At 63.7% G+C, this 14,738-nt stretch carries 10 protein-coding genes; 4 read left to right on the top strand and 6 right to left on the bottom strand.

Annotation, left to right across the window (positions count from 1 at the left end; all coding sequences use genetic code 11):
- Nucleotides 1–163 precede the first annotated feature (163 nt).
- The 4 genes from K3G63_RS22370 to K3G63_RS22385 all read left to right on the top strand — a co-directional run bounded on the left by K3G63_RS22370 (nt 164) and on the right by K3G63_RS22385 (nt 2,685).
- A complete protein-coding gene (locus K3G63_RS22370; protein WP_220616383.1) occupies nt 164–469 on the top strand; it encodes a hypothetical protein in 306 nt (101 codons plus the stop codon).
- A gap of 466 nt (nt 470–935) precedes the next feature.
- Nucleotides 936–1,280 carry a hypothetical protein gene (locus K3G63_RS22375; protein WP_220616384.1) on the top strand — a complete coding sequence of 115 codons (345 nt, stop codon included), beginning with the start codon at nt 936–938 and terminating at the stop codon, nt 1,278–1,280.
- Nucleotides 1,222–1,680, top strand: a complete 459-nt coding sequence (locus K3G63_RS22380; protein WP_220616385.1) for a hypothetical protein — start codon at nt 1,222–1,224, stop codon at nt 1,678–1,680. The genes K3G63_RS22375 and K3G63_RS22380 overlap by 59 nt, the downstream gene beginning before the upstream one ends.
- A gap of 84 nt (nt 1,681–1,764) precedes the next feature.
- Nucleotides 1,765–2,685: a hypothetical protein gene (locus K3G63_RS22385; RefSeq protein ID WP_220616386.1), complete on the top strand. Its 921-nt coding sequence runs from the start codon at nt 1,765–1,767 to the stop codon at nt 2,683–2,685.
- Between the two features lie 76 nt (nt 2,686–2,761).
- Here K3G63_RS22385 and K3G63_RS22390 read toward each other — a convergent pair whose 3' ends face one another.
- The 6 genes from K3G63_RS22390 to K3G63_RS22415 form a co-directional block, all read right to left on the bottom strand.
- Nucleotides 2,762–5,302, bottom strand: a complete 2,541-nt coding sequence (locus tag K3G63_RS22390) for a hypothetical protein (protein ID WP_220616387.1) — start codon at nt 5,300–5,302, stop codon at nt 2,762–2,764.
- Nucleotides 5,302–6,939, bottom strand: a complete 1,638-nt coding sequence (locus K3G63_RS22395; RefSeq protein WP_220616388.1) for a hypothetical protein — start codon at nt 6,937–6,939, stop codon at nt 5,302–5,304. The genes K3G63_RS22390 and K3G63_RS22395 overlap by 1 nt, the downstream gene beginning before the upstream one ends.
- Before the next feature lie 363 nt (nt 6,940–7,302).
- A complete protein-coding gene (locus tag K3G63_RS22400) occupies nt 7,303–10,467 on the bottom strand; it encodes a SpvB/TcaC N-terminal domain-containing protein (protein WP_220616389.1) in 3,165 nt (1,054 codons plus the stop codon).
- A 205-nt stretch (nt 10,468–10,672) separates the two neighbouring features.
- Nucleotides 10,673–11,197, bottom strand: a complete 525-nt coding sequence (locus K3G63_RS22405; RefSeq protein ID WP_220616390.1) for a discoidin domain-containing protein — start codon at nt 11,195–11,197, stop codon at nt 10,673–10,675.
- On the bottom strand, nt 11,197–12,570 hold the full coding sequence (locus tag K3G63_RS22410) for a hypothetical protein (RefSeq protein WP_220616391.1): 1,374 nt from the start codon (nt 12,568–12,570) through the stop codon (nt 11,197–11,199). Before K3G63_RS22410 ends, K3G63_RS22405 begins: the two co-directional genes overlap by 1 nt.
- 181 nt (nt 12,571–12,751) lie before the next feature.
- Complete coding sequence (locus tag K3G63_RS22415; protein ID WP_220616392.1) at nt 12,752–14,713, bottom strand: hypothetical protein; 1,962 nt, start codon at nt 14,711–14,713, stop codon at nt 12,752–12,754.
- Nucleotides 14,714–14,738 lie beyond the last annotated feature (25 nt).

The following is a 14,738-nucleotide window of genomic DNA, read 5'->3' on the forward strand; positions in this document are numbered from 1 at the left end:
GGCGCTAGGCTCTGATATTCTGAAGTCTAATCCCGAAATCTGGCTTTTCACCTATAACCAGCGGCGCAACCGCCACCGGCACAGCGTAGGCTGGGGTCACCCCTCCCACCAGGGGGGCTGGCGTGCCACAGGAGGCTTTTGGGGCGGCCGGGGCATCTGGCAAATGGATACCGAATTCTACGGTGACACCTACATGCAAACCCTGGAAACAGCTGCCCCCTACGCCGATATTTTCTTGGATGGTAACCAATGGTTCGAGCCTTCAGGTGGAAGAAGAGCCCAGGCTAAAGGCAAAAAAGGAAATAATTATCGGTTTCGGTTTGCCCTAGTAATTGATGCGCCCGCCGCGCAACCTACGCCTTCCGGAAAAATAATTAGTGAGCTAAGTGATGAAATATGGCTTAGCTCTTTCGTAAATAATCAAGTAATTTTCCGCCAAGGAACCTATAATAAAATGGCTATGAATTAAATCTGCATACGTAGATTTAATTCGGGTGAAGCGCAACTTATTATCCCCCTCCAGGGGGGTAATGCTACGTGATGAACCGGCGCGCTCCGCAGCGCAAGCGGCCCACTGACTCTATTAGGCGTCAGGGGGGGGAGCCGCATGGTACTTCAAATCGTATTCGCCCGGGGTCCGGCCTCCTGCCTGGGGGCCGGATGCTGCCGGGAATTTTTCCGGCAGCCCATTTTACCTTCTTGCGCGCTATTGCGCCCATAAACGCCCGCAGGATTTCTTCTGACGGGCGTTTTTGTTGGCTCCGGTCGCAGGCAGTTGCGGGCCATGGGTATGCCTCGTTCCGGGCCACCTGTTTTTATGTTAAGCTATTCTATTATGCTATTGCTACCTCACCTTTCTGCCGGCAGGAACTTGGCTACCCGCTGGCCCCTACCCCTGCTTTCGCCCACGCCACTTGCGACTTATTCGGCTGCTTATGCCCTGGCTCGCCATCCTTAGCGCCTGGCTACGTCCGCGGCTGCTGGTGTTCCTGCTCGGGGTAGGGACCTTGCTCCTGCTGCTGCAGTTGGTTCTGGACGGGTGCCAGCGCCGCACCCAACGCCATTTGCAGCAAACCCAGCTGGCGACGCTCCGCCTCCGGGTTATCGACTCGGTGCTACGGGCCCAGGAAGGGCAGCAGCGCCGCCGTCACGACAGCCTCGAGCAGGTGCTGCGTCAGCAATTACTTCTTCAGCAACAACGCTCCCAGGAGCTTTCCCGCCGTGAACAACAACTGGAAACGCAGTATCGCGCTGGCCGCGTGGTGCTGCCTAAGCTCTAGCGCCCTGGCCCAACTCGTACCCGACTCGACCCAGCTGCAGCGCCGGGTAGTGGGCCAGCCCTTCCCGTTTGCGACGGGGGTAGCCCTAGAGCTGGGCCTGTACCGCCGCCTGCAACAGCACACGGAGCTGGCTGATCTGCTACTGGCCAGCAAGGAAGAGCGCCTGCGCACGCTCAGCAGCCAGCTCCAGCTCAGCCAGCAGCTCTACGCCGCCTCGGCCCAGCGCCTGCGGGAGGCCGAGGCCGCCAGCCGCCGCAAGGACGCTACCATCGATTCGCTCGGGCGCGCCTATGACCAAGCGCAGCGCCAGGCCCGCCGGCGCCGCTGGCAGCTGCTCACGCCCGCTACCGGGCTGGCAGCCATAGCGGGGCTGCTGGTAGGGGCCTGCGTCGGACGCTAAGCTGAGCGTAGCGGCCCGCACCCGCCCGGCCCTCGTCCGGCCCCAGTGTCTTGCCTATTTCCTTATCTGATTTATTTCTATCCGATGCCTGTATCCTTCTACCGGGTGCTTCCCCTGGAAGCAAACCTGCGGGCCAGCCCGCGCCTGCTTACTACCAACATTCTTACCCAGCTCCGCCAGGGCCAAGTGGTGCAGCGCCTGCCGGCAGCGGTTAATCAGCCCAGCGGCTGGCTGCACGTACGCGTTGAACTGCCCGGGGCGCCCTCCCTGGAAGGCTTTGTGAAAGCGTTTTTGCTACAAAAAGCAGCCGGCACCACGGCCGCGCCCGCCGCCCCGGCACTAGCCCTTCCCGAAGCCCACCTGGCCGCCTCCGGCCCGGTTACGCGGGCCCAGACCGGGCGCCGGGCGTATTCGCTGCGGGAAGCCGCCCAGCCCGCCCGGCCCGGCCCCACGGCCCAGGACAAGGCCCAGCAACTGACCCGGATTCTGGAGTTTCTGGACGTGGAGCACTCGGCCCGCTACAAGCCGGGCAGCGGCCTGACCTACTGCAACATCTACGCCCACGACTATTGCCACCTGGCCGGGGCCTACCTGCCCCGCGTGTGGTGGCGCCCGACGGCCCTGGCCCAGCTGCTGGCCGGTACCTGCGTTGAGGCCCAGTACGGGGCCACCGTACTCGAACTCAACGCCAACAGCCTGTACAACTGGCTCGAAGAGTTTGGGCCGGCCTTTGGCTGGCGGCGCACGTTTTCGGCCACGGAGCTGCAGCAGGGGGCCAACGCTGGACGGGTAGCCCTAGTATGCGGACAGCGGACGGAGCTGAACCAGCCGGGTCACATCTGCGCTGTGGTGCCGGAGCTGCCCCGCTACCCCGCCGCCCGCCACGGGACCGAGGTGACTATTCCGCTGCAAAGCCAGGCCGGGGCCCGCAACTTTCGCTACGGCGGCCACGCCTGGTGGCAGAGCCGGCAGTTTGCTCGCTTTGGCTTCTGGCTCCACGAGTAGCCTTCCGGCTTACTGGCGCTTAAAAAAAGGCCCTGCTACAGTAGCAGGGCCTTTTTTTAAGCGCCAGTACACTCCGTTAGAAGTTATATAGGCTGGCATGATGCCCCCCTACGCTGTCGGAGGCCGTGGTGGAAGTATCCTGGCGGAACTCGTAGTGGCTCACCAGCGAGTCGGTGGGACTCCGCTCGTAGTTGAGCACTTCCACGGGGGTGAAGTGGCGGCTGTACACGCGCAGATCGGCCACGCGGATGTTGCGCATCTGCTCGTTGAGCGAGTAGCGGGAGCCGAACGTGAGGTTGCCGGCCGGTGCAGGCACGCGCAGCTGCAAAATGCAGTGGTGCCAGACGCCGAGCTCCAGGGTATCAGCAAGGTTGTGGCCGGTGCGGCGCACGCCATCCACGTACCAGTCCCAGTTGCTACCTACCCCATGGGTGGCAAACCAACTATCCTGCACAGTATCCCGCCAGTCCAGCACGTACTCCCAGCCGCCGGTAAAGGCGGAGTCTTTCCAGAGCCAGAAGCTGAGCGTGACCGTTTCCAGAGCCGGTACCGGCACCAGCAGGTACTGGTTGGTGGCGGCGGCGTTGGCGGCCAGGTAGTGGGTAGGAGCCGGCAAAGCCACCGGGGCGGGCCGTTCCAGATCCAGCCCGACCTCGGCCACGGCCCCATTCGGTGCATCGAAGAAGGTAGCCGGGTTGCCATCGAAGGCCTTGTCGAACTCGCAGCCCGGCGCGTAGGCTCCCGGCGTGCCGAAGGGCATGCCCAGCAGCCGCTGCCCATCGTGGTACACTTCCAGTTCCGTGATATTGCCGTAGGCGTTGTAAGGAGCCAGGTAGCGCACGTAGCGGTAGGAAGTGGTGTTCGGAAACGTCACTTCCGTAAACTGCCCCTGCGGGGGCTCCGTGCCGATGGTGTACAGCGTGGTCCACTGCCGCCCATCCGGGGAGCCTTGCAGTTGCCCGCCCACCATGCGGCTGGTAAACCCGTCGCGGGGGTAGTAGCGCACCCGGTTGACGGGGGCAGCCGGGCCGGTGCTCAACTCCTGAAGGCTGGCCGCGGGAGCCAGCTGGTACCGGCCCAGCAGGTACTGCTGCAACTGGGTTTGCTCGGCCGGGTTCAGGGTTCGGTCGTAAACCAGCGCCTCGGCAATGCAGCCCTGCCAGCGGTAGGCGCCGTACTCGTGGAAGGTGGCGTCGCCGAGGCGGAACACATTATCCAGGGGCCGGTCGATGGCCCCGGCCAGCATCTGACTTACGGGCTGGGCCTCCCCGTTTAGCCACAGGCGGAAGGCCAGGGTCTGGTTGTTATGCAACTCAGCCAGCACTACCACGGGCCGGGTAAGCCGGGTTTCGGCGCCGGCAATGCCCACAATGTTGCTGTTGAAGTTGTTCAGGCCAAAGCAGTCGGAGCTGACCCACAGGTCGTTGGCATAGTTGACATTCTGCCCGAACATGCAGGGCATGCCGTTGGTGGCCTGGGGCTGCTTGTGCAGTACCAGGGCCACCGTGTACGCCGTGGGGGCGGCCTGCGGCAAGGTCAGCGGCAGAAACGCGCCGTTGCCATCAAAGCGGATGGCGGGCCGGCCGTTTGCCCAATGTTCGGCTACCGTGAGCGGGGCGGTGCCGGGCTCGGCCACCATGCGCAGCTGGTTGGGGCTGCGGTCGAGCCACTCGGTCACCTGCCCGGCGTCGTTGCGTACTACCCCCGAGTCGGCGCTCCACCAGCCCTGCAAGCCGGTGGTAGGGATAGAGCCCACGTAGTCCGGTTGATAGTACTGCTGCACCAGTTCGTAGAGGGCAGTTTCAGAGGCTCCTACCATCTCTCGGTTAAGCAAGCACAGGTCGCCCAGCAGGATGTTGGCCGCTAACCCCGTGCCGTTACGGGCACCAATCCACAGGGGCTGGGGCGGCAGCGGTACGGCCGGGTTGTCGGCGTTGTAATCTGTGCCGTACAGGTGGCGGGAGTAGTCGGCCCGCACGCCATCCACCAGCAGCCGGGATTCGCGGCCGGGGCGCGCTAGGTTCCAGGTGCCGAGCAAGGTAGCCGGCACACCGGGTTGGGCACCGGGCAGGGCCGCAATGGCGTAGCCCGCGTCGTGGTGCAGGGTCATGGTGTGAGTGGCCCCGTCTTCCACGCTGACCACGAAGCCCCGGGTAGTATTCATGTTTGGGGAGTATTCGAGCAGAACCGTAACGGCCATGTTATCGGTGCTGAAGACGGTAGCTACGGTAGCCTCTGTAGTATTGAGGTGAAACCCAGGGTTATCTACCTGCAAGGCCCCCTGATTGGTAGCGTAGCAGCGGTGCCCGTTCAGGCCGGTAGGTTGGAGCGTCACTAGGCTGGTAGCCGCCGTAGCCTGGCGGAGGTCGTTGCCAAACAAGCAGTAGGCCCGCTCCACCTGACCGGCGGCGTTCACCCGGTTACCAAAATATGGACTAATCCAGATGCCGGTGGTAGCTGGGGGTAGGGAGTCGAGGTAGCGGTAGGCGGCCTCTACGCGGAGCATATCCGTTACGGTGCCTCCGTCAGCCTGCACACGCTGGGCGTATGCCTGGGCGCGGGCTGGCGCTTGCCCAGCCAGGGCCTGGTTCGAGTAATACGTCGTGCGGTGCTGCATCACGAGGCCAGGGTTACAACGGCCGTGCTAGCGGCCGCCGATCGGGAAATGAGCACCTCCAGCGTGTCGCCGCTGGCCACGGCAAAGGGCAGGCCGATGGGGGTTCCGTTCAGGCGGTAGGTCACGCTGGCTACGTTCCGGAGCTGCTGGCTCTGGTAGGTAGCGGCCTGGGTGGCGCCCATGGTACGCGTGACGTCATCTGTAAAGCCGGCCTCGAACACGAACTCCAAGGTAGAGCCGCCAGCTCCGCCTGGAGCGCTAGTCATGGCCCGTTCGTCTATTACGTTTTTCGCCTCGATGGTACCCCGCACCATCGTATTGCCTCGTAGGATCACAGTATCAGCTTGAACAGCAGTTTGCCCAGGAGTGCCCAATACGCTGTAATTGGTCAGTGTCACAGTGCCAAGCCCGGCTATCAGGGGTGGCGCTCCTGCCGTACGCGTTGCAGAGTAAAGCGTGCCTTCCTTCAGATGCACCTTACCCCCAGCATGATGAGTGTGAATAAAGGAACTGTCATCTGCTTGAATATCGCCTTTCCACTCAAAGACCGATGCGGAGTGCACTACCTGTACCACCTTGCCCGGGCCAGTTTGCTTCAGAAAGCCTGTGCCATAAAACTCAGCAGGCTGGCCATTCCCTGTAATACGAATAGCATCCGTGAGCAAACTGGAAATGATAGTGCCACTGTAGCGGTAGGTTGCTTTGCCCCACAGGAAAAAGCCGGTGCCGTTACCCCCCGACACATTAATATTTAGGTTGTGAATAGTATAGTCCACAACGGCATTGGCATATGCGCCGACTACCCAGCCCCCACTTTTCACTTGGTTTAGCGTAGCAAAGTCGCCATTTAAGACTCCACTTCCTCCTTCGAAAGTGAGCACATCGGAAACGTTGGAAGGCGCGTTGACAGTGATAGTGTGTAGATTCACATTAACCCCTGCTTTCACCCGGATCTGCTCCTGGTTTCCTCCCACGTTCGGATCGGAAAGCGGCGCATTAATATTTACTGTATCACCACTGCTGGCACCCAATAGCGCGGCGGCGGCAGAAGAATAGTAGGTAGTGGTACGGTCAGGCTTGACGACGTTAGCAAAATTGCTATTAACGACGGTGGTAGTCGCCTGAAGGGTGCTTAACTGATTACGCAGGTCTGTGTCCTGCTCATCGACGTATTCTTTTGTTACGTCGCCGGCCCCCGTAGAACTCCCCCCCCCGCGGCCGATGAGCAATACCTGGTGGGCAGCGAGTTCTTCCGGAGCCGCGTCGGTAGGGTAGTCGCCCTGGCGGCGCACTTGCAGCACCGTGAAGGTGGCCTGGGCATGGTCGTAGCCTAGGGTAATCTGGTGCTGGTGGCCGTCGCGGGCCTCGCTGAGTACAGTCACCTGGTCTACGTCCTGCTGCACGAGTTGGCGCACCTGCTCCACTGTGAGCGAGGCCAAGTGGAAGTGGCCCGGATCGTCGAGGGCGTTTACCTGAAACAGAAAGGGCCGGGCTCCATCCGTGCGGTCATAGAGTTCGGTGGTCAGGCTGGCGAGGAAGGTACGAACATCGGCGGCGGTGGTTTTACCACCCTGCCCGCCCGTGCGCACCGCCATTTCCAGTTCCTGAAGAAGTTCTTCTTGCGTTTTGCTAGACATGATAAAGGAATGAGAATAAAGATAAAATATAATTCAAGTGACTTACTATAAGCATTTTACAAAATTAAAAATCTTCAAACTATGGCATACTGAGAAGGATTCTAGTGACTACCCACACGTTTAGTAACACAGGTAGCACTCATAACACTAACAACACATATACACCGGTGTTACTAAAACTTTGGCTGTTGGGGCGGGTGGTTCTAAACCTGGCAGCAGCCTAGCGCGGAAAGAACCCCAGTGAACCCGCTACCAGCTGATTGAGGAAAGTAGTCCTGAAGGCCCGCAGGTTGTGGATGGGTAGTTAGGCCGCCGGCAGCGTCGCTCCGCCGGGCTGGCTCTCGTTGCCGGAGCAGCCCGGCTTTAGAGGGGATGGGCATCGTATCGTCTGGTAGAGAAGGGAAAAGAGAGGCAGTGAGTGCAGATGGGGGGAGCAGTCCTGTCTAGGCGTTTCTCCTGGCCAGCAGCAGGCGCACTGGCGCTGACTTGCCCCGCTAGTACCGCCTGGGCGAGTTCCAGGGCGCTTCGGCAGGTCGTGGTAGCATCCGTTTCGCAACACCGCGTTTGGGCAAGTCGGCTGGGCTGGTACTCCGCGGGCGAATCATAGTAGCTGTGGCAGTACAGGGGGCTGGCGGGGTCGTTGTCGTAGCCCGCGTACTCCGTGCGCAGGTGCGTCAGTCGGACCCCGGCAGCCGGGGCGGCCGGATGCTGGCCCGGCGGCAACGCTAGGTGCAGGCGCTGCTGCGCCTGGCCGTAGCTGTCGTAATCCCCCAAAAAGGCCAGCTGAGTCCGCGGGGCGCCCCCCGCTGGCCACTCGGTAGTGCACTGGCCCAGGTGGTGAGGAAAGAAAATCAGCTGGCTGCTGAGCGGGGCCACCAGCTGGGCCAGCGGCGGCAGCTGCCCATCGAAGGAAAGCCAGGAGCCAAACACATCGGTGTCCAGTTGGCGGGGTACTACGCGGGCTACGCCTGGAAGACTTTCCGCAACCCGATGGAGCTGCGAGGGGCGGCCGGCCCCGGTGGAAACGTACTCTTCTGTGCGCAGCTTGGAGCCCCGTAGCGCCCGGTAGGCCGCCCGGCGGTGGCGGCCGGGCAGGGCCCGGAGCAGCTCGTCCGTGGCGGCCGGGCGCTTCAGCACGGACGGGGCGGTAGCCTGGTACTCGTGGGTCAGGTCTAGCTCTTGCCACTCGTCTCGCTCGTTGCGCACGGGCCCCAGGTGAAACCAGCAGCGGGTTTCCAGCAAGCCGGCAGGCGGCTCCGAATTGCCGGGCAAGCAGGGTTCCAGGGCAGAACAGAGTGCCGGAATCAGGCGTTCGTCAAGTGCGAATTCCTGCTCCTCGTAGGCCCAGCTTGGCTTGTTTCCGGCCCGGCACGACCACGCGTCCGCAGCGGCGACGGCTTGGTAGCGGCGGATAGTCGTGTGCTGGTCCACTCGACCGAAGCCCCAGACTCCCAGCTCGTCGGCGGAGCCAGCGCCGTGGTGGTAACAGTAGCTGGTGGCAGTAGCGGTGCCCGAATGCCCCTCCCGCACTTCCACTCGCGCCACTACCGGTACCGGAAAGGGAAGCCGTGTGTGCCAGCGGGTGGCGGGGCGGCGTTCATCCTGGAGGTAGTACGTGGTGGAAGCGGCGTATTCCACCCGCGTCAGGGTTGAGGGAGAAGTAGCTAGCTGCTTGAGAAGGTAGGGCCTCACGCCGGCAGTAAAATCAAGGAAGTGATGGTGAGGGCGGCCCCCAGCCAGGGCGGCGCATGTCCAGAGCAAGCCGGCCACCCCCGTACCCAGCAGGTCGACGAGGCGCACGGCGGCGGGGGACAGCAGGGTGGGCGGGCCAGTAAGACGAATGGGGTCTGACCAGGCGTTGCCGCTACGGTTCAGCCACAGCGTCAGGCCAGTATCTTCCACGTACAGCAGGTCGTCGAGCCCGTCGCCGTCCACATCGCCGAGCAGCAGGCGGGCGGGGTCGTAGCAGTGGGGCAGGCGGGGACTGTTGCGCATGGCAATGCGCCGCCCCCAGCGGCCCCGCCCCAAATTCGGCCAGTACGCTACCTGTTTCTCCTCTACCAACACTACGGCAGGCAAACCCGGCGCGAACAGGGCGCGGCGCAGGCGCGGGTCCTGCGGGCATAGCCCAGGGTAGTCGTCAAATGGCAACTCAGCTGCCCCAGCCGGGGCGCGGAGGCCCTGGTTTACCCCGGTAAGGCCGGGGGCAGTAGGCCGGCAGCGGGCGCGCAACACGGCGGCCGTGCCCTCCTCGCTCAGGCGTGGCTGTTTTTTTTCTTGTGGGGCAGTGGGCTGCAAGCCAACCGCGGTGGCGCGCAAGGGCCGGGGCTGGTCGAACACGCCATAGCCGAGATTTTTCCAATAGTGGCCGCCGGCTTCCGCCAGCTCCACCACGTCGGGCAGGCCGCGGCCAAACAGGTCCAGCAGGGCCATGCCAGGGCTGGCCAGAGAAGCCGCAGGCAGCTCGCCCCCCAGCGGAAAAAAGCACTGGTCTGCCGGCTGAAAGCAGGAATAGCCGAATTCCAGCGGGGGGCCGGACGCCTGGTGGCGGGGACCAGTTATCAGCACCCGCCGAAGCAGGGAAACGCCCGCCAGCGGCGGGCCGGCGGTTGAGGCGTCCTCGTCGAGGTAGGAAAAAGAATAGGTGGCCACGGACTCCCGACTGCCGGCGCCCGCGGACGGGGCGTCGGGAGTGGTGTAGGTGCAGATGCTGGTGCAGCGACGCGTGGTTCGCTGCTCAAAGCCAGCATCGTAGGTGGAAAAGGGGTCGGGGCGGGGGCCGTAGTTCAGCTCCACGCTCACCCCGCAGCGCCGGGGGGCGTCGGGAGGGTAGGCAGCATAGCGAATACTGGTCAGGTAGGTTTGCTCGTAATGGTGCGGGCCTTCCTGGGCCTGTTCGCGGCGGTAGCCGTAGCGGATTTCGTTGCCCAGCGGGTCTACGGTGCGGGTCAGGTGCCAGGCAAGCACGTGGGCCGGGTGCTCCGGATCGGCCAGCACGGCCAGGTTTCCGGCAGCCGCGACGGGTAGCTCCGGCTCGCCGTAAGTGCTGATCAGCCCATCGGTGGTGCGCACCTGCCAGTAGTTGGGGCCGTTGTCGTGGTAGCGGTAGTGCTCAATGCGGGCAAACATGCCCTCGGTGCGGGGCCGGTACTGGGCCACCGTGCCCAGCAGCGTGGTGCCCTCCGCGCCTCCGAGCAGGTTTTCCCACCGAATGGGCACCAGCTCATTAAGGCCGGAGAGCAGAAACACATCCTGGTCGTCGGCGTACTGGGGGATGCCGGCGCGAGTGCTGCGCCGCACGCTGGCTACCGCCGCGTTCCATCCCCACCCAAAGGCCGAGTTTCCGGCGCTGGTGGAGTAGCGTAGCGTTAGCCCGGGCTGCAGCGTATGGCTGCCCGGAGGCAGGGCGATGGGCACCGAGAAAGTGCCGGTTCCGGTAAATAGATCGGGCGAAAACTGTTCGCCGCTGCAACCCGTGGCGCCGCTGTTAGGCCGCGCAGGCAGGCAGCTTCCTGCTGGAGCGTTCATATAGCTGAATAGAAATAGAGCAGGCACGCCAGGCGGGCTCCGCCGCCAGCTCTGCTGAATAAAGCGCCTTTCCTACCCGGAAATAGCTCCCGGGAGGCCCCGCGCTATCGTGCGCGGGGCCGGGGGAAGAAAGGCATATAGAAGAATAGATACGCAACACCAGTAGCCCCTTAGCAGGCACTAGCCGAGCTAAAAACTCTGGTAATCAGGCACTCACGTAGAAATCAGCGGCACTGAAATCAGCAGCGCTGAAGTCGCCCGGGGCCGCGGAAGTGGCCAGTAGCTCCAGGCCCATTTCCGTGGGGTTGCTATCCGGAGCATCGAAGAAGGTAGTCACGTCGCCATCAAACACCTTCTCGAAGGTATTGCCATAGTTCAGGTAGGAGCCGGAACTGCCGAAGGGAGTACCGACCAGACGGGTGGCATCGTGGTAGAACTCTATCTCCGTGAAATTTCCGTAGCCGCCGGCCGGCATCAGCAGCCGGATGTAGCGGAAGGCCAGGGAGTTGGCAAACACCGCCTCTGTAAACTGGTTTTCCGCCGGCGTGGCCGTGATGGTGTGCAGCGTGGTCCAGCTCTGCCGGTCGGGGGAGCCTTGCACCAACGTGCCGGGCGTACGGGTTGCAAAGCCGGGCCGGGGGTAGTAGCGCACCCGGTTGACCGGGGCCAGCTGGGCCGCGGGGGGAGCCAGCGGCGGCTGGGTGCAATAGTACGTAGTTCGCCGCGTCATTAGTCGAGCAGGGTTACGATGGCCGATTTAGTGGTATCAGCACGCTGAATGCTCACTTCCAGCGTGTTGCCGGCGGCCAGGGCCAGCGGCAGCGTGGCCGGGGTACCGTTCACCTTATAGCTGACGCTGCCCACATTTTGCAGCTGCTGCGTGAGGTAGGTGGCCGCTTGGCGGCTGCCCATGGTGCGCACCACTACATCGGCGGTGCCTTTCTCCAGCACAAATTCCAGCTGGTTGCTGTCGGCGCCCCCGCCTCCGGCCCCGCGCACGGAGGCTGGCCGCTCATCAATAATCTGCGCCGAATCGATGGTGCCTACCACCACCGTATTGCCGCGCAGAATCACCTTAGGAGCCACAATAACGGGCTGGCCGGGCGTGCCCAGCACGGTGGCATTGGTCAGGATGATGGTGTTGTTATTGGCGTAGGTACCATCGATGAGCACCGGAGCATCGGGGGAGCGGTTCTCACTTAGCACCAGGCAGCGCTCCAGGTGCACCGTGGAGCCGTTGGCGGCCCCAATGGTGCGGCGGTTGTTGAGCACCAGCTTGCCCGTCCACGTCAGCTGGGAGCTAACGTTGGCGTAGAGGGCGGAGCCCTCGCCGTCGGCGACTACTGTGCCTTCGCCGCTGAAACTAGCGCTGTAGCGCAGGTGCACCGCTTGACCGTGAGCCGTGATATTGCCGCGGTAGCGGACGCGGGCCCCGCCCTGCAGGGTTAGAGCCGAGGTGCCGGGGGCGCTGATAAAGTGCAGGTCCAGCACGTCGTAGTCGATGCTGGCGGCGGGGGCGTTGGGGTAGCTGCCAATGCCCCAGGCTCCCCCGGAGTTGGAGTACACCACCGAGCCGCCACCCAGGACCTGGCCCTTACCGGCTCGCAGCGTCAGGGCGTCGCCGGTGGAGGTCAGGTTGCCAATAGGAAAGCCCTGGGTTTGCACTGAAACGCCTTCCGGAATGTCAATCTGCGCCACGTTGCCCGCCAGGTTGGGGTCGGCAATGGGCGCCGGAATCAACACCACGTCGCCGGGCTTACTGGCCTGCAGGGCAGTGAGGTGGTCGGGGTAGTAGGTGCGGGTACGGTCGGGGTGCACCACGTTGGCCCGGTTGCGGGCAAAGAGGGCGAAATCCGTCTGGCTGACCAGCTCCACCCACTGTAGCTCGCCGTCTACCTTCGCGGGCACCGTGTTGTCAGGGGCTTCGGCAAAGCCCGTCAGCGCCCCGGAGCCCGGGCCTTCTTCGGTCCGGACAATTAGCTCGTCCAGCAGGCTGTCGAGAAAAGTACGCAGGTCGGCGGCTGATGTTTTGCCGCCTATACCGTTGCTACGCACGGCGGAAAAGAGCTCATTATGCAGCTCTTCCTTAGTTTTAAAGGACATAAGTAACGTATTGTAAACTACTGGAATAACTACTCGACTGCCCGCGCGCGGGCTATAAGTTGGAAGCGTGCCTTCCGCAAAATAAGGGTACTAGCTTGAGGCGTATTTCTGTCGCCCGCCCGTAGGAGGATACCTGCCTTGGAAAGGGCAGCTATCCTCCTTTAGTTCACCGCTGGGCGGTTTATTCTCCGGCGGAGGCCGGTGTAGCCGTCAGCAGCTGGTCGAATACCAGGCCGCTGCTACCGCCGCTGGAGCTGCCCTGCCCGACGGCCCGGTGGCGACCAAACCAGAGCACCGTGCGGCCATCGAGCCAGCGCGTGCGGTGGAAGGCGCTTTCCACGCGCATGCCCGTAGGCGGTACCTGGTACTCGTGGACGCGGTAGGGAGCGGTAGGCCCGCCCAGCTGCAACAGCGAGGTGCGGGGCTGCACCACTTGATCATCGGGCGCGAGGCCGGGCTGCCCGCGGCGCATCTGGCCCTGCTCCAGGTGGTAAGTGCCCTCGCCGTCGGGGGTAGGCACGAAGGGAATCCAGTTTTCCGCCACGCTGGACGCGAGCCGGTAGGCGTATTTCGCCCCGGCCGGGGTAGTAGCCGGCTCCGCCTGGGTGCGGAAGTACTCGGCCACCAGCGCGGCGGCGCCGTTGCCATCCATGCCCCGGCTGAACCCATTGGGAATAGTGTCCTCAAGGGCCCACACCAGGTTGGTAGCTTCTTCGCGGCGGAAGCGCACCTGCTCCACGGGCTTGCTGACCAGCGGCGCCACGGCCGTAGGAGGCACTAACAAGCGCGGTTCGGCGCTGGTCCGCTGGCCCGGCTGGGCGTGGCCGAACAGGCTCCAGCGCCCGGCATCATGGTCGAGGGTCAGTTCCCCATCCGGGTCGGGCTGCTGGTTGGCACCGGCAGCTTCCAGCTGGTAGGTAGTCCCGAACACGTCCGTGACCTGCAAGGATTTAACCGCGCACAGGCTACCCACTGGCACTTCGTAGGGCAATACAAACCAGTCGTTCTGGTAGAGGAACATAAACTCCTGGAGCAGCATCCGCCCGAAGTCCGACGGGTCGCCGGTGAGCTGGCCGAAATCTACTTTGCGGTCCTCGAACTCCCACCAGCGGGCATTAGGGGCTCCGGGGAACTGGATTTCGGTGGGCAGAAACCGTAGCGTCTGGGTTTCCAGGTCGGGGTGCCGGTCGCGGTACTGGTCGGGCCAGTCTTTTTTCTCAATGGCGCGGTCGATGAGCGGGGCCACGGCGCTGCCTGTACCCGCATTGCTGAAGCCCGTAGCTGCCTGCTGATCCACGGTATACCAGGGCAGCTCGGCGCCGGCGTGGGCCCGGGCCCCCAGGGCCTGGGGCGCGGCTCCGCTGGTAGGCGCGCCCAGGGTAAACTGGTAGCTCATATCCGGCACCGACCACGCATCCGCCGCTTCACTGGCGAAATACAGGCGGAAGTAGCAGTTCACGAACTGCACGCTCAGCGCATCCAGCTGAGCCACATCGGCGGCGTCTACGGCTGGGCCCCCTTGGCGGGCCCGGAGGTACTGGTAGAGGGTAGTGCCCACGGGTACCCGTTCCTCGGCATCGGCCGCGGCCGGGCGGGTAGGGTAGCCCGCCAGCAGGGCCTGGTAGAGCTCGTAGCCATCGAGGGCCTGGCCATCGGTGGCCAGCAGCAGCTGGTGCACCTCAGCGGTGGTACGCTCCTGCGCGTAGGCGGCCCCGGCCGTGGCCGGCGTAGCCGACAGTTTGAACGCGGTGCGGAACCCGGGAGCATAACGGCTCAGGCTCTGGGTGCGCAGCAGGCGTAGCCAGTGCTGCCCCATCTGCAGGCGCAGGCCGGGCTCGGGGAGCACGGGCTGGGCTTGCACCACGGCCTCCAGGGGTTTGGCCCCGAGGTAGGCGCGGGGCGGCTGCTCCGGCCCGGCCAGCTGGTTGAGGCGGGAAAGCTCCATCTGCACCTGGGCGTAGGCGGGCGTTCCGCGGTCCTCGGCCCGGAACTCTTTCATCTGCCACTGGCGGGCCAGCAGCCAGGCCGGGTCCCGGATTTCGGCGCGCAGGCTACGGTTGAACTCGGTGCTGCGCGGGCGGGGCTCCAGGCGGTTGCTGCCCACAATGGCTTTCACCGCCTGGGCTTTTCTCAAAACAGACATAGATATAGTTATAGCGGGATAATAC

It is taken from the genome of Hymenobacter sp. HSC-4F20, assembly GCF_019599275.1.
Classification (GTDB): domain Bacteria; phylum Bacteroidota; class Bacteroidia; order Cytophagales; family Hymenobacteraceae; genus Hymenobacter.

Coding starts and splice junctions, on each gene's coding strand:
- K3G63_RS22370 (WP_220616383.1), top strand. CDS start 164: ATGGATACCGAATTCTACGGTGACACCTACATGCAAACCCTGGAAACA.
- K3G63_RS22375 (WP_220616384.1), top strand. CDS start 936: ATGCCCTGGCTCGCCATCCTTAGCGCCTGGCTACGTCCGCGGCTGCTG.
- K3G63_RS22385 (WP_220616386.1), top strand. CDS start 1,765: ATGCCTGTATCCTTCTACCGGGTGCTTCCCCTGGAAGCAAACCTGCGG.
- K3G63_RS22390 (WP_220616387.1), bottom strand. CDS start 5,302: ATGCAGCACCGCACGACGTATTACTCGAACCAGGCCCTGGCTGGGCAA.
- K3G63_RS22395 (WP_220616388.1), bottom strand. CDS start 6,939: ATGTCTAGCAAAACGCAAGAAGAACTTCTTCAGGAACTGGAAATGGCG.
- K3G63_RS22400 (WP_220616389.1), bottom strand. CDS start 10,467: ATGAACGCTCCAGCAGGAAGCTGCCTGCCTGCGCGGCCTAACAGCGGC.
- K3G63_RS22405 (WP_220616390.1), bottom strand. CDS start 11,197: ATGACGCGGCGAACTACGTACTATTGCACCCAGCCGCCGCTGGCTCCC.
- K3G63_RS22410 (WP_220616391.1), bottom strand. CDS start 12,570: ATGTCCTTTAAAACTAAGGAAGAGCTGCATAATGAGCTCTTTTCCGCC.
- K3G63_RS22415 (WP_220616392.1), bottom strand. CDS start 14,713: ATGTCTGTTTTGAGAAAAGCCCAGGCGGTGAAAGCCATTGTGGGCAGC.